A 24,313-nucleotide genomic window follows, 5' to 3' on the forward strand; every position below is an offset into this window, starting at 1 on the left:
TATGAAAAGATTACGCAGCAAGATGACCACCGAAGAGCTGGCGGACTGCCTCGGGGTCGCCAGACAAACCGTCAATCGTTGGATCCGTGAGCAAAAATGGGAAACGGAAAAATTTCCTGGCGTGAAAGGCGGTCGGGCAAGACTGGTACACATCGACAGCCGCGTGCGGGAATTCATTCTGAACATCCCTGCGTTTCGCAATCATTACGCATTTTATCAGGCCGAAGAACCGCTGGCCGATTACCATCCCGGCGCACGCAGTCATGCCTTTCGGCAGATCGTTGATGCCGTAGAGAATATGTCAGAAACGGAACAGGAAAAGCTGGCGTTATTTCTTTCGCGCGAAGGTATTCGTTGTTTTCTCGCCCGTCTGGGCATTGAGGAATCGGAAGCGCAATAAGCGCAACGTCAGCAGATAACAGGCCGGGAGGCATAACCGCCCTCTCCGGCCTGGTTCCATAACGGATTACTGTTGTGCTTCACGCTCAGCAATAAACGCCAGCGCTTTATTGATACGCTCGATGCTACGGGTTTTACCGATCGCGTGTACCGTAACGTCTAAGCCAGGAGACTGACCCGCGCCGGTGACGGCGACGCGCAACGGCATCCCCACTTTGCCCATCCCGACTTCCAGCTCATCGGCAGTAGCCTGAATCGCATGATGCACGTTCTCAGCCGTCCAGTCGCTGATTGCCGCCAGTTTGTCACGCACCACTTCCAGCGGTTGACGCGCAACCGGACGCAGGTGTTTCTTCGCGGCATCGGCGTCGAACTCAGCGAAATCCTCATAGAAATAACGGCAGCTTTGAGCCATCTCTTTCAGCGTTTTGCAGCGTTCGCCCAGCAGTTTCACCAGTTCAGCCAACTGCGGGCCGTTACGGGTATCGATATTTTCTTGTTCGATATGCCACTGAAGGTGCGTAGCCACATATTCCGGTGCCAGCGTATTGATATAGTGGTGGTTCAGCCACTGCAATTTCTCAGTATTAAACGCGCTGGCGGATTTGCTGACCGCCCCCAGGGAGAACAGTTTGATCATCTCTTCACGGGTGAAGATTTCCTGATCGCCACTGGACCAACCGAGACGTACCAGATAGTTCAGCAATGCTTCCGGCAAGTAGCCGTCGTCACGATACTGCATGACGCTTACCGCGCCATGACGCTTGGACAGTTTTTTTCCGTCGTCGCCGTTGATCATGGAAACGTGCGCATACACCGGCACCGGCGCGTTCAGCGCTTTCAAAATGTTGATCTGGCGCGGCGTGTTATTGATATGGTCTTCACCACGAATAACATGCGTGATTTCCATATCCCAGTCGTCCACAACGACACAGAAGTTATAAGTCGGAGACCCGTCGGTACGACGGATAATCAGATCGTCCAGTTCAAGGTTGCTGAACTCGATTGGTCCACGGATCTGATCGTCGAAAATGACAGAGCCGTCCTGCGGGTTTGCGAAACGCACGACGCACGGCTCATCGTCAGCATGGTGCTCGTGACCGTGGCGGCAACGACCGTCATAACGCGGCTTCTCGCCTTTTGCCATCTGCTCTTCACGCAGCGCGTCCAGACGCTCTTTCGAGCAATAGCATTTATAGGCGGTGCCCGCTTCCAGCATCTCATCAATCACGGCGTTATAACGATCAAAACGTTTAGTCTGGAAATACGGGCCTTCATCCCATTCCAGGCTTAGCCAGTTCATGCCATCCATAATGGCTTCGATAGCTTCCGGGGTAGAACGTTCGAGATCGGTGTCTTCAATACGCAGCACAAACTCACCGCCGTGGTGACGTGCAAAAAGCCAGGAATAGAGAGCAGTACGCGCACCACCGACGTGCAGATAGCCTGTCGGGCTTGGCGCGAAGCGAGTTTTGATTTTCATGAAATGGCCTTACGTTGATAAAGATGCCGACAGCCGGCAAATCCGGGAAAAATTGACGTTCGGTATTCTATCACTCCCACCTGATTCCTCAATGTTGTTACGGCCCGAACCGTGGGCTTTGCGATTTTCGTATAGAAATCATACCTGATGGATCGATTTGCGATCGTTTTGCTTAAATTTACGACGAACGAACAATTTCTTTAGAAAATGCGTTGACTCATTTTCAACTCTCCCTATAATGCGACTCCACACAGCGGGGGTGATTAGCTCAGCTGGGAGAGCACCTCCCTTACAAGGAGGGGGTCGGCGGTTCGATCCCGTCATCACCCACCAACTACTTTATGTAGTCTCCGCCGTGTAGATAAGAAATTGAGAAGTGGGTGATTAGCTCAGCTGGGAGAGCACCTCCCTTACAAGGAGGGGGTCGGCGGTTCGATCCCGTCATCACCCACCACTTTCTCGCCAGCTAAATTTCTTATTGTGAAGTACCGAAGTGGGTGATTAGCTCAGCTGGGAGAGCACCTCCCTTACAAGGAGGGGGTCGGCGGTTCGATCCCGTCATCACCCACCACTTCGGGTCGTTAGCTCAGTTGGTAGAGCAGTTGACTTTTAATCAATTGGTCGCAGGTTCGAATCCTGCACGACCCACCAATGTAAAAAGGCGCCCTAAAGGCGCCTTTTTGCTATATGCAAAATTAATGATTCGAACCTGCCGCAGGTTCGGGTCGAACGTAGTGAGACAACGGAGCCGCTTGCGGCGACGGCCCGAAGGGCGAGGCGAAGCCGAGTCATCCTGCACGACCCACCAATGTAAAAAGGCGCCCTAAAGGCGCCTTTTTGCTATATGCAGAATTTAATAACTGGAAAGGCCACGGCGCCGTTTTGTAGGCTGGATAAGAGCATGCCATCATCCGGTAAAATGCCGCTACGCCGTTAACGACTCAATCATCCGCTCCAGTGCGGGCGTTGTTTGCTGCTTCTCATAAACCACATACAGGTCCGCCGGTATCCGCTCTTCCAGAGGTCGAAACGCCACCCCTGGCCAGTTCATCTGCGCGTATCCATCCGCCATCAGCGTGATCCCCATCCCCATGCTTATCATCGCCAACACCGTCTGCGGCTCCACCACTTCACGGATGATCATCGGGGAGAAACCCGCCTGCTGGCATACGCGCTGGAGAAATGCCCAATCGGAATGTACCGACGGAAGGGTGACGAAGTATTCATTCCGCAACGCGGCGAGGGGGATTGACTCACGAGCGGCCAACGTATGATCCTCAGGGACGGCGACCAGAAATGAAGACTCATGCAGACGCAGGCTGGTAAATCCGGAGGGAGGCTCGATCGCCATTCGCCAGATCCCGGCGTCCAGTTCCCGACGTTCTAACAGCGCCATTTGCATACCCGGTGATTTTTCGCGAAAGAGTACTTCTACGTTGGGGTTTTCTTTTAGAAAACTGCGCATCGCCGGACGCATCCTCCCCCACATTGCGGTCCCGACCACGCCAAGTTCGATTCGCCCCGCCTCACCCCGCCCGATCTGTTCAACTCGCGCCATTGCCTGATTGGCACTCGCCAGCAGCCGCCGGGACTCCTCCATCAGGATTTTACCCGCATGCGTTAGCGCCACGCTGCGCGAATGACGCACAAACAGCAACGTCCCCAGCTGCTGCTCGAGCTCTTTGATATGAATACTCAACGGAGGCTGCGACATGTTCAGACGCGCTGCCGCCCGGCCAAAATGCAGTTCTTCCGCAACCGCAAGAAAATACCGCAGTAGCTTGAGATCGATGCGATGCGCGCGTTCCATGATAAGTGCATTCCAGTTTAGAGGGAGACGTCGCAACGTTACCACATTGCCGCTCATAAGATAAAACGGCGGGTAGATGACCCGCCGCGAGAGCGATTAATGTGCCAGCGACCTGGTCATTAACTTTTCTGGCTCATGCTTATACTTAAAGAACAGCGCGAAGATCACCGCCAGCACCAGAGCGTACGCCGCAAAGACTAACCAGATAGTTTGCCAGTCCTTCACGCCGTCAACCGAAAAATAATCTACCGCCAGGCCGCTCAGTATCGAGCCAACCCAGGCGCCGACGCCATTGACCATGGTCATAAACAGCCCCTGGGCGCTGGCGCGAATTCGCGCGTCCACTTCCTGCTCCACAAAAACAGAACCTGATATGTTAAAGAAGTCGAAGGCGCAGCCGTAGACAATCATCGACATCAGCAGCATGACAAAGCCAAACGGCGTTGGGTCGCCAAAAGCAAAGAAGCCAAAGCGCAGCGTCCATGCCAGCATGCTCATCAGCATGACCGTTTTAATACCAAATCGCTTCAGGAAGAACGGGATCGTCAGAATAAAGCCCACTTCCGCCATCTGGGAAACCGAAAGCAATATTGAGGGATATTTCACCACAAAACTGTCGGCAAATTCCGGGTTGCGGGCAAAGTCATGCAGGAACGGGTTACCGAATACGTTGGTAATTTGCAGCACTGCACCCAGCATCATCGCGAAGAGAAAGAAGATCGCCATACGCGGTTTTTTGAATAGCACAAAAGCATCCAGCCCCAGCTTACTGACTAAAGATGCGGTCGCTTTCTTCTCCGCAATCGGGATCTTCGGCAGCGTAAAAGCATACATCGTTAGCAGCAGCGATGCGCCAGAAGCGATATACAACTGCGCGCTGCTAAGTTCCAGCCCCATCAGACTGACGGCCCACATCGCGACGATAAAACCAATCGTGCCGAAAACGCGAACAGGCGGGAATGCCGTCGCCGGATCCTGCCCCGCCTGCGCCAGGCAGGAATAAGAAATGCTGTTAGAGAGCGCAATTGTCGGCATGTAGGCCATCGCATTGACCAGCATTACCCAGAACATGGTGTCCGAATCAGTGACGGTCGTTGCGTACAGCAACACGCCAGCGCAAACCAGATGACACAGCATGTACGCACGTTCTGCGCGTAGCCATTTGTCCGCGATGATCCCCATAATCCCCGGCATAATAATCGCCGCCAGCCCTTTTGAGCTGTAGATCATGCCCACGTTGGCTCCGGTAAAATGTAAGGTGTTAATCATGTAAGAGCCCAGAGTCACCAACCAGCTTCCCCAGATAAAATATTGCAAAAAAGACATGATTTTTAAGCGTGTCGCAATACGCATTCTTTTCCTTCCTTGCCGTAGAGTACGACCCCGTAAGCCGGGGTCTTATTGTTATGTGCTTCAGGCCAGTTTGCGCAGGAAACCGCAAATGAGGTTGATAAAATTTTGCCGGGAAAGTTCTGCTGCCGCGAGCGTTTGCGCATGGGAGAGCGTCACATCACCCAACCCTTCCGCCAGGTTAGTTATTGCAGAAACGGCAACCACCTTCAGTCCACAATGGCGGGCGGTAATCACCTCAGGTATCACCGACATCCCCACCACATCACCGCCAATCATTTGCATCATGCGAATCTCTGCGGCTGTTTCAAAGTTCGGTCCAGGATAAGAAACAAATACCCCTTCATTGAGGGTAAAACCCTCTTCCGCCGCCACCGTCTGAAGAACCGAGCGATAATCGGCGTCATAAGCATTGGCCAGCGAGAAGAAACGCTCGCCAAAACGTTCGTCATTCAGCCCCACCATCGGCGTACCCGGCATGGTATTAATATGGTCGCTGAGCGCCACCAGGCTTCCTGGTCCTACTTCCGGGCGCAGCGATCCGGCAGCGTTAGTACAGAACAATAACTCGCAGCCCAGCAGCCTGAGGGTACGGATTGCGTCCGTCATAATGGTCATCCCCCGTCCTTCATAGAAGTGCCCGCGCCCTTTCATACAGGCAACCGGCACACCTGCCAGAGAGCCGAGAACCAGTTCACCGGCATGACCATGAACCGTGCTTACCGGGAACCCCGGCAGCTTCTCGTACGAAATCGCCACGGCGTCCTCGATCTTTTCAGCAAGCGCGCCTAAACCAGAACCGAGAATAAAAGCCACGCGCGGCGTAAAGCCAGGTGAGTAACCGCGAATGATATCAACGCAATACCACGGATTCTGTGACAGGTCGGAATGAGTCATGGGATGTCCTTAAAATCTACATATCGAATGAATTGTGTTCAGCACCCTCTTTTTATAGCGAGAGAGCATTGCAACTTTCCAATACACTTTCTCATGACGATCGATATGGAAATGATATCGATCGCCATAGGGAAATTAAGATCGCCTCGCTATCGATTAGTAATAATTATGTATTGGATTTCTCACCCATCACTTAAATACCATACCTGTTGCTGACAAGAGCAAAATAATAAAACAATTATTCGAAAACAATCTATTTCCGGATACTGGAATATACCCTATGAATAAAAATATTATTATCTTAAGTTTTACCGCCGCGTTAACGTTACCGCAATCTGCCCACGCGGAGTTTACAGGTGGATTTGCCGATATCGGTCTTCACTACCTGGACTGGACGTCTGATACCACACACCGAACCAGCAGCAAATCCCACAAAGACGACTTTGGTTATCTGGAACTTGAAGGTAGCGCTAATTATAGCTGGGGTGAAATATATGCTTTCTTCGACTGGGAAAATTTTTATCGCTCACGGAATGAAAAACCGGGGAGTGAACAGCGCTATACGTTTAAAAACACCAATCGTATTTATCTTGGCGATACTGGATTAAATCTTTATTTGCATGCATACGGGACCTACGGTTCCCCCAATCATATTCATTTCCATGATGACATGTTTTTGTATGGTCTGGGATATAACTTTACCGGCACGGGTTATTGGTTAAAGCCATTTATTGCAAAACGCTATACCGACCAGACATATTATAGCGGTGACAATGGTTACGTAATGGGATGGGTTGCCGGATACAGTTTTACTCTCGGAAGCGAGAAATTCACCCTCACCAACTGGAACGAATACGAGTTTGATCGCGACCCCGCCTATGCCGCCGGAAACGGAGGCAAAGATGGCATGAATGGCGCCGTGGCGGTATGGTGGAACGTAACCCCGCACCTGACGGCAGGCATTCAGTACCGCTACGCTGATAATAAGCTGGGAGAGTCGTTCCTTCAGGATGGGGTTATCTACTCGGCGAAATTTAACTTCTGACTGCAGGGCTGCCAAAGGCTGGCATTGCTGAAGTTTTGCGCTCCTGTGTCGATATCTTGATGGTCCGTCATTTCGGAACAGGTGCGCGCTACGATGACCCGTAATGTATCCATCCCTTCCTTGCAAAACTGCGGCGGCGGGGCAAAAGCCGCCGCTGGCAACCAGCAGACAAACGTATATATCTGATTGAACGCCCACACAGGCACAACGCACCTTTCACCCGGCCGGGAAAAATACTATGCCCTTACTCGCTAGCGCTTCTTTCCTGGGCATCAGCGACATGCGGTGTATACTCTATCGATTCCATTAAGATGCAGACGCAGTACGCCTTTGTTATTTCTGTAGTCGATACACATAATGTCAGTACTGAATCCCTGGAGTCGTTATGACGCTTTTTCGTATTCTTGATCCGTTTACGCTGACACTGATCGCCGTTGTTTTGCTGGCGTCGTTTTTTCCCGCAGAAGGGGCTTTTGTCCCTGTCGTCGAAGGCGTGACGACCGCCGCCATTGCGCTGTTGTTCTTTATGCATGGCGCGAAGCTCTCGCGCGAAGCCATTATTGCGGGCGGAAGCCACTGGCGCTTACACCTGTGGGTAATGTGCAGCACCTTTATCCTGTTCCCTGTGCTCGGCGTACTGTTTGCCTGGTGGGCGCCCGTCAACGTCGATCCGATGCTCTACACCGGTTTCCTGTATCTCTGCATTCTGCCTGCCACCGTCCAGTCGGCTATCGCCTTTACTTCGCTGGCCGGCGGCAACGTGGCGGCGGCGGTCTGCTCCGCATCGGCGTCAAGCCTGTTGGGGATTTTCCTTTCGCCACTGCTGGTCGGTCTGGTGATGAACATGCACGGCGCGGAAGGCAGTCTGGAGCAGGTCGGTAAAATCATGCTGCAACTGCTGCTGCCCTTTGTCCTTGGTCATCTTTCCCGACCATGGATCGGTAAATGGGTGGCGAAAAATAAGAAATGGATTGCGAAAACCGACCAGACATCCATCCTGCTGGTCGTTTACTCTGCCTTCAGCGAAGCGGTGGTTAACGGTATCTGGCACAAGGTAGGCTGGGGGTCGCTGCTGTTTATCGTCGTTGTCAGTATTGTGCTATTAACTATCGTGATTGCGGTAAACGTTTTTGTCGCCCGCAAATGCGGCTTCAATAAAGCGGATGAAATCACCATCGTATTCTGCGGCTCAAAAAAGAGCCTCGCCAACGGTATCCCCATGGCCAACATTCTGTTTCCAACGTCGGTGATCGGCATGATGGTATTACCGCTGATGATCTTCCACCAGATTCAGCTGATGGTCTGTGCGGTAATGGCACGCCGCTACAAGCAGCAGACCGAAAAAATGCAGGCGCAGCAGGAGAGCCGCGCCGCGAAAGTTTAAAGCGGGCGTTTCAGGGGCTGAACCAACTGCGTCAGCCCCTCGGTTTTAATGAGCAGCGCAATTTGCATCAGTTCGCCCAGTTTACCCGGCGGAAATTCATCCTTGCGGGCAAACCACAGTAAATACTCCTCCGGCACATCAATCAGCCGACGCCCTTTATATTTCCCGAACGGCATCACCGTGTTGGCGATCTCAATGAGCTGCTCTTTTTCCATTTCAGGCACCCAGCAGGCGGAGCATTTCCGCTTCGTCAATGACGTCGATGCCCAGCTCCTGGGCTTTCGCCAGCTTCGATCCTGCCGCTTCACCGGCAATCACCAGATCGGTTTTTTTCGACACACTGCCCGCCACTTTCGCCCCAAGAGCCACCAGACGCGCTTTGGCGTCATCACGGGACATCTGGCTCAGGCTGCCGGTCAGAACCACCGTTTTACCGGCGAAGGGGCTGTCGATTTCTGCGGGATTGATTGCAACCGGCGCGGGCCAGCGCACGCCTTCCGCCAGTAGTTGGCCAATAACCTCGCGGTTGCTTTCTTCCGCAAAGAAATTAAACACATGGGTCGCCACCACAATTCCCACGTCAGGCACTTTCTGCAACTCATCTATCGACGCCGCTTCTAAAGCGTCAAGCGTACCGAAGTACGCGGCTAATCCCGCGGCGGTCGCTTCACCGACTTCGCGAATACCCAGCGCATAGAGAAAACGCGCGAACGTTGTCTCCTTCGCCTTTTCCAGCGCGTCCACCACGTTTTGCGCCGACTTCGGCCCCATGCGGTCCAGCCCGGTCAGTTTTCCTGCCGTCAGCCGGAACAGATCCGCAGGCGTATGCACATACTCTTTCTCAACCAACTGGTCGATAATTTTGTCGCCCATTCCGTCAACGTCCATCGCCCGACGGGAAACGAAATGTTTCAGCGACTCTTTCCGCTGCGCGCCGCAGATTAAGCCGCCGGTACAGCGGGCAACGGCTTCGCCTTCCACGCGCTCGACGTCAGAACCGCAAACCGGGCACTGGGCCGGAAATTCAACCGGACGCGTATCATCCGGACGGTCGGAGAGCACCACATTGACGACCTGCGGGATCACGTCGCCCGCCCGGCGAATAACCACTTTGTCGCCAATCCGCAGCCCAAGACGGGCGATTTCATCGGCATTGTGCAGCGTGGCGTTACTGACCAACACGCCAGCCACCTGTACGGGCTCCAGCCGCGCGACAGGCGTGATGGCGCCCGTACGCCCCACCTGAAATTCCACGTCGCGGACAAAGGTCATCTGTTCCTGGGCCGGGAATTTAAACGCCACTGCCCAGCGCGGCGCGCGGGCAACGTAGCCAAGCTGTTCCTGCAGCGCCAGTGAGTTCACTTTGATCACCACGCCGTCAATATCGAAGCCCAGCGTTGGGCGATCTTCTTCCACCTGACGGTAGAACGCCAGAACCGCTTCCGGAGAGTCGCACAGCGTAACGCGATTACTCACCGGCAATCCCCACGCCTTAAACTGCATCAGTCGGCCCAGGTGGGTATCGGGCAATTCGCCCCCTTCCAGGATACCAACGCCGTAACAGAAGAAAGTCAGCGGTCGCTTCGCTGTAATACGTGGGTCAAGCTGGCGTAGCGAACCCGCGGCCGCATTACGCGGGTTAGCGAAGACTTTACTCCCGGTACGACGCGCCTCTTCGTTGATTTTTTCAAAACCGGCCTGGGGCAGAAAGACTTCTCCGCGCACTTCCAGACGCTCAGGAATGTTATCGCCATGCAGACGTAGCGGGATGGCGCGGATGGTGCGCACGTTGGTGGTAATGTCTTCCCCGGTGGTTCCGTCGCCACGGGTTGCGGCCCTGACCAATATGCCGTTTTCATACAGAATGCTGACCGCCAGACCATCGAGCTTTAGCTCGCAGCACCAGGTCAGTTTATCGGTGCTTTTTAAGCGATCCTGAACGCGTTTGTTAAACGCCAGGAAGCTCTCTTCGTCAAACACGTTGTCCAGCGACAGCATCGGTACTTCATGACGAATCTGGCTGAACGAGGCCAACGGCGCCGCCCCAACCCGCTGAGTAGGCGAGTCCGGGGTGATCAATTCCGGGTGCCGGGCTTCCAGCTCGCGCAGCTCGCGCATCAGACGATCGTACTCCGCGTCGGGCACTTCCGGCGCATCCATCACATGGTAAAGATACTCATGATGGCGAAGCGTGGTTCGCAGTTCTGTCAGTTGTTGTTCGATTGATTCCATATCGCACCATCAATGATAAAAAACCCCCGACAGGCGGGGGTTCAGAAAAGTATGTGTCGTGCCTTTAGTGTATCAGGCGTTAGCGTCTTTCACTTCGCGGATGCGGTCCTGATACTCACGCAGTTTTTGCGGCGTCATCATCCGGCGCTGGTCATCCAGCACTACGCCACCCACTTCATCAGCGATATGCTGCGCAGACTGAAGCATCAGCTTAAAGTTTTGCAGTTCGTCGCCATAAGACGGCACCTGCATGAAAATGGTCACGCCTGGCGTGGTGAAGTCGGTCATTTCCGGGTCAAACGTCCCCGGATTAACCATATTCGCCAGGCTGAACAACGCCGGACCACTGCCGTCGGGACTCAGGTGGCGGTGGAAGATATTCATGTCGCCGAATTTGAAGCCCGCTTGCTGGATACTGTTGAGCAGGACGTCGCCATTCAGTTCGCTACCGTGATGAGCGGCAACGTTCATGATGATTACCGCTTCTTTACGCTGCGGTTTTTCTGGCGCAGGGGCCGGCGTTTCTTCTACCACCGGTTCTGGTTGCGGCTCTGCTACTGGCTCAGCCGGCTGGAATGCTTGCGAGGCCGCCTGCGGCGCTGGCGAAGCGGGCTGCTGAACAGGCTGTACCTGAGGCGCGGCAGTTTGCTGCGCCTCAGGCGCAGGTTGTTGCGGCGCGGCCTGCGGCTGAATGGGTTGCTGCGGGGCAGGCTGCGGCTGAACCGGCTGTACCGGACGCGGAGCGTGCTGCGGCGGCACCGTCGCGTCAGGCGGCGGCGCGACCGGCTGACGCGGCTGCGCAGACGCATAAGGCGGCTGGTACTGGTGTTGCGGCGACTGGCGAGGGGCTTCATGCTCCTGCGGGCTGCCGGGGGCATGATTCACGCGGTGAACACGAACTTCACCCACGCCTTCGTCAGCGTCGATATCGTCGTCAAACGGCTCATCGTCGCGTTTTGATTTCATGCGTTTCAGTGGACGATCGCGGAACATAGAAGATCGTTCTTTACGGCTGGTCCAGAAACCATGTACCAGTAAAGCGATTATGGCGATCGCGCCAACAATGATTAATATCAGACGCAAATCCTGCATCATTATATTCTCTGTTGTTCTAACACCTTGCCACCACGGCAAACATTTACTCACTAAGAGTATTTGCCGATTACGTCAAGTGCAAGTGTACTCTTAGCTTTCCCGGCATAAAGATGAAGGAAATCGTGCTTTTTGCTGTTTTTTCGAACATTTCCGAACTGTCCTGAGCGCAATTACCCGGTAAGATACCCGGGTTCACTTAGGACTAATACTAAAAGGAGTCTGTCCTGACTATGGTGTCATCATCCGTCACCGCACCACGCAGCGGTGTGTACTACTTCGCTCAGGGGTGGAAGCTGGTCTCGCAACCCGGGATCCGCCGTTTTGTTATTTTGCCCCTGCTGGTCAATATCGTGCTGATGGGCAGCGCCTTCTGGTGGCTGTTTACCCAACTGGATGCCTGGATCCCGTCGTTAATGCGGCATGTCCCGGACTGGCTGCAGTGGCTGAGTTATCTGCTCTGGCCGATCGCCGTGATCTCGGTGGTGTTGGTCTTTGGCTATTTCTTTTCGACGGTCGCCAACTGGATTGCCGCACCGTTTAACGGTCTGTTGGCGGAACAGCTGGAAGCGCGTCTGACCGGGGCCACGCCGCCAGATACTGGCGTGCTGGGCATCATGAAAGATCTGCCGCGCATCATGAAACGCGAATGGCAAAAATTCGCCTGGTATTTACCGCGCGCCATCATCCTGCTGATCCTCTATTTCATTCCCGGTATTGGTCAAACTGTCGCCCCGGTGCTCTGGTTCTTGTTCAGTGCCTGGATGCTGGCGATCCAGTATTGCGATTATCCTTTCGATAACCATAAAGTGCCGTTTAAAGAGATGCGTTCTGCCCTGCGCGCGCGCAAGGTCACCAATATGCAGTTTGGCGCGCTCACCAGCCTGTTTACCCTTATCCCGGTGCTGAATCTTTTTATCATGCCGATTGCAGTGTGCGGCGCAACGGCGATGTGGGTCGATTGCTATCGCGCGAAGCATGCCTTGTGGAAATAATGTAAAGATGAGACGCCAGCCGCTGGTATATGCCGTTTCTTATTCCATACTGATCGTCATTATTTCCTCATAGCATATAGATATGCGAAATCCTTACTTCCCCCTATCCGTCTGACGGGTATGCTGGGAAGGTATCCCAATTTCATACAGTTAAGGACAGGCCATGAGTAAGATTTTTGAAGATAACTCGCTGACTATCGGTCATACGCCGCTGGTTCGACTGAACCGCATCGGTAACGGACGCATTCTGGCGAAGGTGGAGTCACGTAACCCGAGCTTCAGCGTGAAGTGCCGTATCGGTGCCAATATGATTTGGGATGCCGAAAAACGCGGCGTACTGAAACCGGGCGTGGAACTGGTTGAGCCGACCAGCGGCAACACCGGTATCGCACTGGCTTACGTCGCTGCCGCGCGCGGCTATAAGCTGACGCTAACCATGCCGGAAACGATGAGTATCGAGCGCCGCAAGCTGCTGAAAGCGCTGGGTGCGAATCTGGTGCTGACCGAAGGCGCGAAAGGCATGAAGGGCGCGATTCAGAAAGCGGAAGAGATTGTCGCCAGCGATCCGGCGAAATACCTGCTGCTTCAGCAGTTCAGCAACCCGGCTAACCCGGAGATACATGAGAAAACCACCGGCCCGGAAATCTGGGAAGATACCGATGGTCAGGTGGATGTGTTTATCTCTGGCGTGGGTACAGGCGGTACGCTGACTGGCGTATCCCGCTACATCAAAGGCACAAAGGGTAAAGCAGACCTCATCACGGTCGCCGTCGAACCGACTGATTCTCCGGTTATCGCGCAGGCCCTGGCTGGCGAAGAGCTGAAGCCAGGCCCGCACAAAATTCAGGGCATCGGCGCGGGCTTTATTCCAGGCAACCTTGATCTCAAACTGATTGATAAAGTCATTGGCATCACCAATGAAGAGGCGATTTCTACCGCACGCCGTCTGATGGAAGAAGAAGGAATTCTGGCGGGTATCTCCTCCGGCGCAGCCGTCGCTGCCGCGCTTAAATTGCAGGAAGATGAAACCTTTACCAATAAGAATATTGTGGTTATCCTACCGTCCTCGGGTGAGCGTTATCTGAGCACCGCATTGTTTGCCGATCTCTTTACTGAGAAAGAACTGCAACAGTGATGCCAGCTTGTTAAAAACGCGTAAAAAAGCACCTTTTCAGGTGCTTTTTTGTGGCCTGCTTCAAACTTTCACCCCACCTGGCATTGATTCACCCCGTTGGGTCTGGTATTTAACCTGACTAATTATTTTGAAGCGCGAAATTAATCGTTACAGGAAAACTCCCTGCTGAATCGATTTTATGATTTGGTTCAATTCTTGATTTCGCGGCATAATGTTTAATGACGAGCGAAACGTCAGCGGCCAGAAGTTGCCTGCAACGGATTGCGTATAACACCTGGTGTGTCGCCTCCGTTTACGTCGGCACTAACAATACAGGCTAAAGTCGAACCGCCAGGCTAGACTTTAGTTCCACAACACTAAACCTATAAGTTGGGGAAATACAATGTTCCAGCAAGAAGTTACCATTACCGCTCCGAACGGTCTGCATACCCGCCCTGCTGCTCAGTTTGTTAAAGAAGCGAAAGGCTTCACGTCTGAGATTACTGTGACTTCCAACGGCAAAAGCGCAAGCGCAAAAAGCCTGTTCAAACTGCAAACTCTGGGTCTGACTCAGGGCACCGTTGTCACCATTTCTGCGGAAGGTGAAGACGAGCAGAAAGCGGTTGAACATCTGGTCAAGCTGATGGCGGAACTGGAATAAGATTTTCCGGGTTCTTTTAAAAATCAGTCACAAGTAAGGTAGGGTTATGATTTCAGGCATTTTAGCATCCCCGGGTATCGCTTTCGGCAAGGCACTTTTGCTGAAAGAAGACGAAATCGTCATTGACCGGAAAAAAGTTTCTGCCGACAAGGTTGATCAGGAAGTTGAACGTTTTCTGAGCGGTCGTGCCAAGGCATCTGCGCAATTAGAAGCGATCAAAACCAAAGCTGGTGAAACGTTCGGTGAAGAAAAAGAAGCCATCTTCGAAGGGCATATCATGCTGCTCGAAGATGAGGAGCTGGAGCAGGAAATCATAGCCCTGATTAAAGATAAGCACATGACGGCTGACGCAGCTGCGCATGAAGTTATCGAAGGTCAGGCCACTGCCCTGGAAGAACTGGATGATGAATACCTGAAAGAACGTGCGGCTGATGTGCGTGATATCGGTAAGCGCCTGCTGCGCAACATCCTGGGTTTGGCGATCATCGACCTGAGCGCAATCAAAGACGAGGTTATCCTGGTTGCCGCTGACCTGACCCCGTCCGAAACCGCACAGCTGAACCTGCAAAAAGTGCTGGGTTTCATCACCGACGCGGGCGGCCGTACCTCCCACACCTCAATCATGGCGCGTTCTCTTGAACTGCCTGCTATCGTGGGTACCGGCAGCGTTACCTCTCAGGTTAAAAACGACGACTATCTGATTCTGGATGCCGTAAACAACCAGGTTTACGTCAACCCGACTAACGAAGAAATTGAAAAACTGCGCGCCGTGCAGGAACAGGTTGCCACCGAGAAAGCGGAACTGGCGAAACTGAAAGATCTGCCGGCAATCACCCTGGATGGCCATCAGGTTGAAGTGTGCGCAAACATCGGTACCGTACGTGACGTCGAAGGCGCAGAGCGTAACGGCGCCGAAGGCGTTGGCCTGTATCGTACTGAATTCCTGTTTATGGACCGCGACGCGCTACCGACTGAAGAAGAACAGTTTGCGGCGTACAAAGCTGTTGCTGAAGCCTGCGGCTCTCAGGCAGTTATCGTGCGTACTATGGACATCGGCGGCGACAAAGAGCTGCCGTACATGAATTTCCCGAAAGAAGAGAACCCGTTCCTGGGCTGGCGCGCTGTGCGTATCGCCATGGATCGCAAAGAGATCCTGCGTGACCAGGTTCGCGCTATCCTGCGCGCGTCCGCTTTCGGTAAACTGCGCATTATGTTCCCGATGATCATCTCTGTTGAAGAAGTGCGCGCACTGAAGAAAGAGATCGAAATCTACAAACAGGAACTGCGTGACGAAGGTAAAGCATTTGACGAAGCAATCGAGATTGGCGTGATGGTGGAAACACCGGCTGCGGCGACGATTGCGCGTCATTTAGCCAAAGAAGTTGATTTCTTTAGTATCGGCACCAATGATTTAACGCAGTACACGCTGGCAGTTGACCGTGGTAATGATATGATTTCACATCTTTACCAGCCAATGTCACCGTCCGTGCTGAACTTGATCAAGCAAGTTATTGATGCTTCTCATGCAGAAGGTAAATGGACTGGCATGTGTGGTGAGCTTGCAGGCGACGAACGTGCTACACTTCTGTTGCTGGGGATGGGTCTGGACGAATTCTCTATGAGCGCCATTTCTATCCCGCGCATTAAGAAGATTATCCGTAACACGAACTTCGAAGATGCGAAGGTGTTAGCAGAGCAGGCTCTTGCTCAACCGACAACAGACGAGTTAATGACGCTGGTTAACAAGTTCATTGAAGAAAAAACAATCTGCTAATCCACGAGATGCGGCCCAATTTACTGCTTAGGAGAAGATCATGGGTTTGTTTGATAAACTGAAATCTCTGGTTTCTGATGATAAGAAAGACACCGGAACTATTGAGATTGTTGCTCCGCTCTCTGGCGAGATCGTCAACATCGAAGACGTGCCGGATGTAGTTTTTGCGGAAAAAATCGTTGGTGATGGTATCGCCATCAAACCAACCGGTAACAAAATGGTCGCGCCTGTTGACGGTACCATCGGCAAAATCTTTGAAACCAACCATGCGTTCTCTATCGAATCCGATAGCGGTATCGAGCTGTTCGTTCACTTCGGTATCGACACCGTTGAGCTGAAAGGCGAAGGCTTCAAGCGTATCGCGGAAGAAGGTCAGCGCGTGAAAGTGGGTGACCCGGTCATCGAATTCGATCTGCCGCTGCTGGAAGAAAAAGCCAAGTCCACTCTGACGCCGGTCGTTATCTCCAACATGGACGAGATCAAAGAACTGACCAAACTGTCCGGTAGCGTGACCGTGGGTGAAACTCCGGTTATCCGCATCAAGAAGTAATTCTTGCCGCAGTGAAAAATAGCGCCTTCCGGCGCTATTTTTTTATCCGCCAATTTCACCTTTACAGCAGCGTGGCGGTGACCGGACGATAGCACTTCTCGCGCATCAGGATTTTCATGCCGTCCGGTCCACTTTCCAGCATCCGTTTTTCGGCGTCTGCGACCAACAATTCGCACTGATACCCTCCCGCAACGCCAAACATGGCGCGCGCCACGCAAATATCCGCCAGCGCATCCGATCCACTGGTGTCGAAATGACCGACCACCCGCCCTTGTTGACGAACCACTAAGCGATAACTTTTCATTGCGCCTCCCCTGTCGGCGGCAGTATTAATTCGTCGCAGCCGCATTGTTGGGTCCACATCATGACGTCCAGCACCCTTTCTGCCGCCAGTTGCGTGGCTCGGGTTAACGTCATGTCACGTACAATGCCGCTCACCAGCTCCGCACAGAACAGATCGCCAGTGCCTTTCAGATCGGTTTCTACCCGTGGATGTTCAATAATATCCATCGATTCAGCCGTCACCACCGCCACGTTGATAGCGTCACGGTTTTGTCCGGGAGCACTGGTGATCACAATCCACTTCAGCGTATCGGTGAGCAGCGACCTCGCCGCAATCACTGCCTCATCAAGCGTACCGCACGGTTTGCCGCTCAGCATGTGCAGTTCAAAGACATTTGGCGTCAGCCCATGCGCCACTGGCAGCAGATGCTGACGGTAAGCCTCCGGGATCTCCGCTTTCACATACATACCGCTGTCCACGTCCCCTATCACCGGATCAACCAAAATGGTGATATTGGGGTGGTGCTGGCGCACGTTCTGCAACCATTGCGCCAACAGGACGATTTGCTCTGCGCTGCCCATGTAACCGGTGGTCACCGCCTTCAGCTCGCGCAGGGCGTCGCGCTCACTCAGCGCCTGTAAATAGCCGTTAAACCAGTCGGCAGGAATAATGCCGCCATAAAACGTCTCGTAATGCGGCGTATTACTGAACAGCACCGTAGGTACCGCCGTGACGCGCAAACCTTTTGCCTTAATAGCCGGCACCGCGATGCTGTTACCCACGCTGCCGTACACCACCTGTGACTGAACGGCGACGATGTCGGTTTGTAACGCCCGATGGCTATCGCTAAAAAGCACTGACTGTATATCACTCTCCTGCGCCATAAACATCTCCTCTCACTGGACAGCGGGCTGGCGCCTCACTATTATCGTCATATGCTAAAATTCATTTTGTCATAGGTCAATAATGATCGACGGAAAAACCGCCAGCGAAATCTTTGACAGCATCCGCCAGCATATCACCAGCGGAGCGTTACGTTCGGGGGATACCTTACCTCCCGTGCGTGAACTGGCCCAGGCGCTGAACGTCAACCGAAATACTGTCGCTGCGGCCTACAAACGGCTGGTCATCTCCGGGCTGGCGCTGAGTCAGGGGCGCAACGGCACGGTGATAAACGGCGCCTCTGCGCCAGTTGCGCTGGAAGGAAGCGATCCGCACACTCCGCTTGTCGATCTTTCCGGCGGCAATCCCGCAGCGGATCGTCTGCCCGAGCTGGGACGCTATCTAAAAACGCTCACGCATACTCACCGCTTGTACGGCGATGAAGCGTTATCGCCCGCGTTACAACAGTGGGCGCAAACATGGATGAAGGATGCCACCCCTGCCGAAGGCGAAATTGATATTACCAGCGGCGCCATTGATGCCATTGAACGCCTGCTGAGCGCCCACCTGCTGCCGGGCGACAGCGTGGCGGTGGAAGATCCGTGCTTTCTGAGCAGCATTAATATGCTGCGCTACAGCGGTTTTCGCGCCACGCCCGTGCGCGTTGACGAGGAAGGCATGCAACCGGACATGCTGGAGCAGGCTTTACGCCTGGGCGCACGCGCGGTGATTATTACCCCACGCGCGCATAATCCAACCGGATGCAGCCTGAGCGCCACGCGTGCCGCCGCGTTACAAAACATACTTGCCCGCTATCCGCAGGTGTCAGTCATTGTCGACGATCATTTCGCCCTGCTCTCGACATCAGCCTGGCATCCGGTTATCGCCGCGGAAACCCTGCGCTGGGCGGTGGTGCGTTCAATGTCGAAAACGCTCGGCCCGGACCTGCGTCTCGCCATCGTTTCCAGCGATCCGCTGACGTCGCAGAAACTGCGTCTGCGCCTGAACGCGGGCAGCCAGTGGGTCAGTCATCTACTTCAGGATCTCGCTTCTGCCTGCCTGAACGACAGTGATTTTCAGCGTTCACTGAACCATACCCGGCAGTTTTATGCGTCCCGCCAGCAAAAGCTGGCCGGGGCGCTGGGCCAGTATGGCCTGGCCGTACCGCCGGGCGACGGTCTGAATCTGTGGCTGCCACTGAAGGACATCAGTCAGAAAACCGCTTTTATGCTGGCGAAATCAGGCTGGCTGGTGCGCGAAGGTGAGGCGTTTGGCGTGAACGAACCTGCACACGGTCTGCGTATCACGCTGTCGACACTGAGCGACAGCGATATCAACACCCTGGCGGCTGATATTTATCAGGCGCTGAATGGCTAACAGGAGAAAAGCGTGCGAGTACATTTTGTTGTTCACGAATCATTTGAATCCACCGGCGCCTATCTGACATGGGCAGAACAACGGGGCTATACCCTCTCATGGTCTCGCGTTTATGCCGGAGAACCCGTGCCGAAGAACGCGGACGGCTTTGACATGCTGGTTGTATTTGGCGGCCCCCAGTCGCCGCGAACAACGCTTGCAGAATGTCCGTACTTTGACTCGCTGGCGGAACAGCATCTCATTAATCAGGCGATAAGCGCCGGACGTATTGTGGTGGGCATCTGTCTTGGCGCGCAATTGATTGGCGAAGCATTGGGCGCAAAGGTCTGTAAAAGCCCGGAAAAAGAGATCGGTCATTTCCCTATTACGCTGACCGCAGCAGGCAAAGAGCATCCGTTTTTCTCTCACTTTGATTCTCCACTGAGTGTCGGTCACTGGCATAACGATATGCCGGGATTAACCGATCAGGCGACCGTCATTGCGGAAAGTAAAGGCTGTCCGCGACAAATTGTGCAGTTTGGTCATTTCATTTACGGCTTCCAGTGCCACATGGAGTTTACCGCCGAGTCCGTCGAAGGGTTAATTAGGCACTCCCAACAGGAACTGGCGGAAGCCGCAGGGAAAACGTTCATCCGTTCGGTAAAGGAAATGCGCGAATGGAGTTACCAGGAAATGAATGAAACGCTGTGGCGGTTTCTGGATAAACTTCTGCAAGCACATTCAGAAAATTACCCCGGTCGCGGGTGCAACTAAACGCAGGACGCCTTGTCAGAACTACGAAGGATTTCTCATCGCAAGGAAAAGTGGAATGAAAAGAATCGCCTGTACGCTATTTGCTCTCCTGTTAACTCTTCCGGTCTGGGCGAAGCTGAATGCCCATGAAGAGGCACGCATCAGCGCCATGCTTGATGCACTGGCGCAAAAAAAGGATTTAATCTTCGTGAGAAACGGCGATTCACATAATTGTGATGAAGCAGTATCCCACCTGCGCCTGAAGCTGGGGAATACCCGCAACCGTATTGATACCGCAGAACAATTCATTGATAAAGTCGCCTCCTCTTCATCGATTACCGGCAAACCCTACATTGTGCGAATTCCGGGTAAAAATGATGAAAATGCCAAACCTTATCTGCACGCACTGATCGCGGAAACAGATAAAACCCTTAACTAATTTTCTCAACGAATCGGTTAGAACATTCCCTAACCGATAGTTTTACCATTGCCAAAGAGATAATGTCATGGCAAATACTTTATTGAAGTTTGTTTTACCTGTTTTATCATTAATGATAAGTCACAATGTGATTGCCGCAGAGAATAATCGCTGTGATTTCTCTATCAGTCAGCAATCCCCTTCGACACAAATTACCTCACTGATGAATCAATTACCGGATGTGGTTAAAACCGGTAACAAAGAATCCGTAGGGAATTTCGTCGACAGCATCTGGAATGAACTGCATGCATCCTGTGCTAATTTCGAAGACGCGAATGCGATAGTATGGCGCCTCACTCAGGCGCTGGATGAAACCGCTCAGTATGAAAAAGCCATTGAATTAAATAAAAAAGCAGCAGAGGCGACCGCCAATGTTGATCAGCAACAGCGTTTTATTCGTAAAGCGACCATGCAAGCGATGCTGGCTGGTAAAGAAAGTGAAGCACAGCAGTTCATTAAAACGTATCTTTCCATCAAAAACCTCCCCGCTGAGATGTGGCAACTGGATGATGCGAATAATCAGTTAAATTATGCTCTTGCCCATCTGACGGTGCCGTTAACCACCGGGCGCTGGACGCTGGCAAAAATATATTCTACCGGTCAACGTGATGGCGCGTCAGTAATTCGTTTTACTAACAATGGCGATGGGATCTATAACGTCGCAGACAACTATGTTTCCGCTGACATAACGCTCCACTACCGGGGTTCTAATGACCCTGAGCATTCAGTAAAAACAACGCAGATAAAACGACCCTGGCTTTATACAACAGCAGAGGATGCTGAGCTTTCGGCAAAATTACCTGATTTCCCAGGCGAAAATATTAAGCAAATAAAATCAGCTCAACGTTATAGCGTCGCCGGGGATAGCGTGACGACGGCAATATGGCAAATAACGCAAGGATCGTGGGAAATGGCGGTTCAGGCAACATTTCAGACAGCGCACAGCGAAAATGCCCTTCAGCAACTGTCTTCACTGTTTACAAAAATAAAATGGCCGCAGGCAGACACGCTTCCCCCCATTCAGAAAGAACTGGATGCACTGACAAAAACAACTTACCGTACCACGGCCGAGTGGAATAACGCTGCCCAACAGGCAAACTTACTGCTTCCGGCGGCAAAATTCCCGCTTGAAAAAGCAAGAGTCAACGCCATTCTCGGTATCCATTCATACCGGCAAAATAAACTGGAGAAAGCCTGGTCATATCTTCAATATGCTCGCGCCGCTTATTCGCAAACCATAACGACTCAAACCGAAGATAACTATGATTCGCAAGCGCTTCTGATGTACCTGACGGACATTGCTTACCGGACGAAAAAGAAGACCTATACCGAACTGGTGAAACAATCATTAAGGCATTCGCCAATGGATAGCCATTGGGTTTTTGATCCTGTTATCCCAGAAATATTCAACAAAAAAAGCCAGTTACGCTTTCCCTTTAACGTCGGCATTTTCCATGCCTCAGCATTCACGTATATCGAAGGAACCGTTGTTTATTCTGCAGCAAAATATGGCTATTCGACTGAGTTTTCCGCCGGGTTGACGGAGTTGTCTGAAGTCAATGTGCCGAACATTATCAAAGCTAAAATCAAACGCCTTCAGGAAGAAGATCGACAAAAAATAACTATAGCGGACAAAGACCTGCATAAAACAACCTATCCCTTTAGTTTACAGGGACAGAAGAAAATGGCGACAAAGTGGTCGGTCAAATGGTACAGCGGTAGCGAAAAAACAGAAAAATCACTGATCTACTGGACGTTTCCTTACCAGAGCGGTTATGGCGCGCTCCTTGCGGTGGTCGATAACAAGGACAACGCGGTATTGCCCGAGCTGGATAAATTTGCCAAACAACTGGCACAGTACTCTGCCCCTGCATCGTCGTCAGTTTCTGGAGAACGTAATGATGTTTCTAACTAACAGGCACGTTTTATTCGCTCTGGTTTGTTCCTTTGTCGCGCCAACGTTTGCCGCAGCCACCTCATCTCCTGTTGAACGATATGAACTGTGCCAAAAGCTACCCTATTACGACCAAGAGCAACAATATCTGATACGGCGCCAGCAACTCGACAGCTACAAGGAAGCAATGGGATTAATTCAGCAGGGAGATTTTATTACTGCACAGCGGGCGCTACTGTCCAGTCTGGAAAAAATGAAGGTAAGCTGCGACATTAACCACTATGAGTTGTCATCAGAACTGGATACCCTGGCATGGCTGTTGGAAAAAAAACACCGCTACGCTGAAGCACAGAGCCTGTTCGAAAATGCGCTACCGCTGGCAGAATATGATGATTTCATTAAAGGATTTTTAATTTCTGCCGCTAAATATGCCTGGTTCGCAGAAAAACAAACGGATGCCATCCTTTTAATTAAACGTGTGTATTCCGGCGAAGGAGGTAAAAAAATCTCACCTGATCTTTGGCACATAGACGAAAAAAATAACCAACTGTCCTGGCGGGTGGCTAATATGCGCTTCCCTGTTATTAACGCAAAGAAATGGTTGCTGGTTGATATTGACTCGGGTGAAACCCGGGATTACCCGACAGACCTGACCTACATATTATCATCCGGTGGAAAGATTCGCTTCACGATGGCCTATAATGAAGTCGAAAAAGAAGACTCAATGGTATCACCTGAGGATAAAAACGTTGCGCCGCCCGTAACAGATATCGGCCATATACCAGATTTCCCGGTGGATAAAAATCTCCAGCAGAAATTTGTTGTAGCAGCAGAGGAACAAATTTCCGTCACATGGAAAATTAAGCAAGGTGACTGGCGGGTCACCATAAAAGCGAAAATTCCTGAAAGCGACAGCCAGGCCGCAATAAAGTCGATTGCTGATTTGTTTGCGCAGATTAAATGGGATAATCCGCCAAAACTCTATCACCAGCAAACGATGCGCTCGATTGAAGCTGAATTGTATCCTCTTGGGGTAGGACTGTCCGCGCCTGATGCTCCTGATGAGAACTGGGACAAAGCCAGGATCATCGCGCAAAAAGGGTTACAGATCGCCGCATTCCCGGCTGAATATCAAAAATTTTACAGCATTACAGGCCTTGCGGATTATCGTAAGGGAAAGTATGCCGATGCCAGTCAGGCGTTCGAAAAAGCGCGGGCGCAGTTCCCCTATACTCATAACGACTGGGACTATGAAAAAATTTTATTCTACTCAGCGCTCAGTACATTACGTTTTGAAGAAGGGAAAGACGGTTATGAGCTTCTGGCGAAATATATCCAGGCAGCCGGCCTCATTGGCGATAGCCAGCAGTGGAGCGTAGACACCGCGCACGGGGCGATAAGAGAAAATAAAGATGATGGATTGATTTTTCCCTTACTCACTGCCCAGACAATACTGGAGTATGCAGGGACGGATTATCTCCTGTATTCCTCTGAAAAAAATCCAGACAGTTTCCTGGTTCAGATATTACCGTCAGATACGTCGCCAAAAGCATTTATCCTGCAGCGTCTGAAAATGGCGAAAGATCAGACGGAAGGCATTAAATTCGAGCACACCGCACAGGATATTTCAGGGAGTCAGAACAACGCCGTGCGTTGGGTCTTCCATAAAGAGGAATCCATCAGAGATTACCTGTCGCCGGATGACGGTGTTTACTGGTTTATTCCCTGGCAGGGAAAGACCATTGCTGTTTTTCCCAGAACGTATGACCGCAAAGCGCCTGCGGCAGAGAAAACGGATAACTTCGTTCGTGAACTGCTGACTGCTGATTTAAAAGGAAAAGCCTAATCTACGTCAAACCGGTCAGTGACACACTGACCGGC

General features: G+C 52.3%; 22 protein-coding genes, 4 tRNA genes and 1 other RNA gene. 18 read left to right on the plus strand and 9 right to left on the minus strand.

Features of this window, described 5'->3' with window-relative positions; translation table 11 throughout:
• The first annotated feature begins 1 nt into the window (after window position 1).
• Window positions 2–400: a MerR family transcriptional regulator gene (locus OOJ60_RS09730; protein ID WP_060570074.1), complete on the plus strand. Its 399-nt coding sequence runs from the start codon at window positions 2–4 to the stop codon at window positions 398–400.
• Window positions 401–466: 66 nt separating this feature from the next.
• Here OOJ60_RS09730 and gltX read toward each other — a convergent pair whose 3' ends face one another.
• Window positions 467–1,882, minus strand: a complete 1,416-nt coding sequence (gltX, locus tag OOJ60_RS09735; protein WP_205612480.1) for a glutamate--tRNA ligase — start codon at window positions 1,880–1,882, stop codon at window positions 467–469.
• Between the two features lie 257 nt (window positions 1,883–2,139).
• On the opposite strand from gltX, the gene OOJ60_RS09740 reads away from it, so the two are divergent.
• The 5 genes from OOJ60_RS09740 to OOJ60_RS09760 all read left to right on the plus strand — a co-directional run bounded on the left by OOJ60_RS09740 (window position 2,140) and on the right by OOJ60_RS09760 (window position 2,690).
• Window positions 2,140–2,215: transfer RNA gene (locus tag OOJ60_RS09740), tRNA-Val, on the plus strand.
• 45 nt (window positions 2,216–2,260) lie between these two features.
• Window positions 2,261–2,336 (plus strand) — tRNA-Val (locus OOJ60_RS09745).
• A 41-nt stretch (window positions 2,337–2,377) separates the two neighbouring features.
• Window positions 2,378–2,453 (plus strand) — tRNA-Val (locus OOJ60_RS09750).
• Between the two features lie 4 nt (window positions 2,454–2,457).
• Window positions 2,458–2,533, plus strand: a tRNA-Lys gene (locus OOJ60_RS09755).
• Window positions 2,534–2,566: 33 nt separating this feature from the next.
• Window positions 2,567–2,690, plus strand: a non-coding RNA gene (locus OOJ60_RS09760) — RtT sRNA.
• 117 nt (window positions 2,691–2,807) lie between these two features.
• Here OOJ60_RS09760 and OOJ60_RS09765 read toward each other — a convergent pair.
• The 3 genes from OOJ60_RS09765 to xapA form a co-directional block, all read right to left on the minus strand.
• Window positions 2,808–3,692, minus strand: coding sequence for a LysR family transcriptional regulator (locus tag OOJ60_RS09765; protein WP_205612481.1), 885 nt, complete (start codon window positions 3,690–3,692; stop codon window positions 2,808–2,810).
• A 96-nt stretch (window positions 3,693–3,788) separates the two neighbouring features.
• Window positions 3,789–5,045, minus strand: coding sequence for a nucleoside permease (locus tag OOJ60_RS09770; protein ID WP_205612482.1), 1,257 nt, complete (start codon window positions 5,043–5,045; stop codon window positions 3,789–3,791).
• Window positions 5,046–5,105: 60 nt separating this feature from the next.
• A complete protein-coding gene (gene xapA / locus OOJ60_RS09775) occupies window positions 5,106–5,939 on the minus strand; it encodes a xanthosine phosphorylase (protein WP_205612483.1) in 834 nt (277 codons plus the stop codon).
• A 271-nt stretch (window positions 5,940–6,210) separates the two neighbouring features.
• Here xapA and OOJ60_RS09780 point away from each other — a divergent pair, with 271 nt between their 5' ends.
• Window positions 6,211–6,984, plus strand: coding sequence for a nucleoside-specific channel-forming Tsx family protein (locus OOJ60_RS09780; RefSeq protein ID WP_407057101.1), 774 nt, complete (start codon window positions 6,211–6,213; stop codon window positions 6,982–6,984).
• A gap of 385 nt (window positions 6,985–7,369) precedes the next feature.
• Window positions 7,370–8,368: a bile acid:sodium symporter family protein gene (locus OOJ60_RS09785; protein ID WP_042290823.1), complete on the plus strand. Its 999-nt coding sequence runs from the start codon at window positions 7,370–7,372 to the stop codon at window positions 8,366–8,368.
• Here OOJ60_RS09785 and OOJ60_RS09790 read toward each other — a convergent pair.
• The 3 genes from OOJ60_RS09790 to zipA all read right to left on the minus strand — a co-directional run bounded on the left by OOJ60_RS09790 (window position 8,365) and on the right by zipA (window position 11,695).
• Window positions 8,365–8,583, minus strand: coding sequence for a DUF3820 family protein (locus OOJ60_RS09790; protein WP_060570586.1), 219 nt, complete (start codon window positions 8,581–8,583; stop codon window positions 8,365–8,367). The two genes, OOJ60_RS09785 and OOJ60_RS09790, sit on opposite strands and share 4 nt — an antisense overlap.
• Before the next feature lies 1 nt (window position 8,584).
• A complete protein-coding gene (ligA, locus tag OOJ60_RS09795; protein WP_181822793.1) occupies window positions 8,585–10,600 on the minus strand; it encodes an NAD-dependent DNA ligase LigA in 2,016 nt (671 codons plus the stop codon).
• Window positions 10,601–10,672: 72 nt separating this feature from the next.
• Complete coding sequence (gene zipA / locus OOJ60_RS09800) at window positions 10,673–11,695, minus strand: cell division protein ZipA (protein ID WP_060570580.1); 1,023 nt, start codon at window positions 11,693–11,695, stop codon at window positions 10,673–10,675.
• Window positions 11,696–11,925: 230 nt separating this feature from the next.
• Here zipA and cysZ point away from each other — a divergent pair, with 230 nt between their 5' ends.
• From cysZ to crr, 5 genes are all read left to right on the plus strand, one after another.
• Window positions 11,926–12,687: a sulfate transporter CysZ gene (cysZ, locus tag OOJ60_RS09805; RefSeq protein ID WP_205612485.1), complete on the plus strand. Its 762-nt coding sequence runs from the start codon at window positions 11,926–11,928 to the stop codon at window positions 12,685–12,687.
• Between the two features lie 163 nt (window positions 12,688–12,850).
• On the plus strand, window positions 12,851–13,822 hold the full coding sequence (cysK, locus tag OOJ60_RS09810) for a cysteine synthase A (protein ID WP_042290830.1): 972 nt from the start codon (window positions 12,851–12,853) through the stop codon (window positions 13,820–13,822).
• Window positions 13,823–14,204: 382 nt separating this feature from the next.
• Window positions 14,205–14,462 carry a phosphocarrier protein Hpr gene (ptsH, locus tag OOJ60_RS09815; protein ID WP_000487600.1) on the plus strand — a complete coding sequence of 86 codons (258 nt, stop codon included), beginning with the start codon at window positions 14,205–14,207 and terminating at the stop codon, window positions 14,460–14,462.
• 46 nt (window positions 14,463–14,508) lie between these two features.
• Complete coding sequence (gene ptsI, locus OOJ60_RS09820) at window positions 14,509–16,236, plus strand: phosphoenolpyruvate-protein phosphotransferase PtsI (protein ID WP_042290832.1); 1,728 nt, start codon at window positions 14,509–14,511, stop codon at window positions 16,234–16,236.
• 40 nt (window positions 16,237–16,276) lie between these two features.
• Window positions 16,277–16,786, plus strand: a complete 510-nt coding sequence (gene crr / locus OOJ60_RS09825; protein ID WP_042290834.1) for a PTS glucose transporter subunit IIA — start codon at window positions 16,277–16,279, stop codon at window positions 16,784–16,786.
• A gap of 61 nt (window positions 16,787–16,847) precedes the next feature.
• On the opposite strand, the gene OOJ60_RS09830 is transcribed toward crr, so the two are convergent.
• The gene (locus OOJ60_RS09830) at window positions 16,848–17,090 is read right to left on the minus strand and encodes a cytoplasmic protein (protein WP_205612486.1); all 243 of its coding nucleotides are present in this window, start codon (window positions 17,088–17,090) and stop codon (window positions 16,848–16,850) included.
• Window positions 17,087–17,953 (minus strand): pyridoxine/pyridoxal/pyridoxamine kinase, encoded by an 867-nt coding sequence (gene pdxK, locus OOJ60_RS09835; protein WP_205612487.1) that lies wholly within the window; start codon window positions 17,951–17,953, stop codon window positions 17,087–17,089. The genes OOJ60_RS09830 and pdxK overlap by 4 nt, the downstream gene beginning before the upstream one ends.
• An 82-nt stretch (window positions 17,954–18,035) precedes the next feature.
• Here pdxK and ptsJ point away from each other — a divergent pair, with 82 nt between their 5' ends.
• From ptsJ to OOJ60_RS09860, 5 genes are all read left to right on the plus strand, one after another.
• Window positions 18,036–19,328 (plus strand): MocR-like B6 salvage transcription factor PtsJ, encoded by a 1,293-nt coding sequence (ptsJ, locus tag OOJ60_RS09840; protein WP_205612488.1) that lies wholly within the window; start codon window positions 18,036–18,038, stop codon window positions 19,326–19,328.
• 12 nt (window positions 19,329–19,340) lie between these two features.
• Window positions 19,341–20,081 carry a type 1 glutamine amidotransferase gene (locus OOJ60_RS09845; protein ID WP_205612489.1) on the plus strand — a complete coding sequence of 247 codons (741 nt, stop codon included), beginning with the start codon at window positions 19,341–19,343 and terminating at the stop codon, window positions 20,079–20,081.
• A gap of 55 nt (window positions 20,082–20,136) precedes the next feature.
• A complete protein-coding gene (locus OOJ60_RS09850) occupies window positions 20,137–20,499 on the plus strand; it encodes a YfeK family protein (RefSeq protein ID WP_042290841.1) in 363 nt (120 codons plus the stop codon).
• Window positions 20,500–20,566: 67 nt separating this feature from the next.
• Window positions 20,567–22,453 (plus strand): hypothetical protein, encoded by a 1,887-nt coding sequence (locus OOJ60_RS09855; RefSeq protein WP_205612490.1) that lies wholly within the window; start codon window positions 20,567–20,569, stop codon window positions 22,451–22,453.
• Window positions 22,437–24,278 (plus strand): tetratricopeptide repeat protein, encoded by a 1,842-nt coding sequence (locus OOJ60_RS09860; protein WP_205612491.1) that lies wholly within the window; start codon window positions 22,437–22,439, stop codon window positions 24,276–24,278. The genes OOJ60_RS09855 and OOJ60_RS09860 overlap by 17 nt, the downstream gene beginning before the upstream one ends.
• Window positions 24,279–24,313: the final 35 nt, after the last annotated feature.

The organism is Citrobacter sp. R4 (genome assembly GCF_026719175.1).
Taxonomy (GTDB): Bacteria; Pseudomonadota; Gammaproteobacteria; order Enterobacterales; family Enterobacteriaceae; genus Citrobacter_A; species Citrobacter_A sedlakii.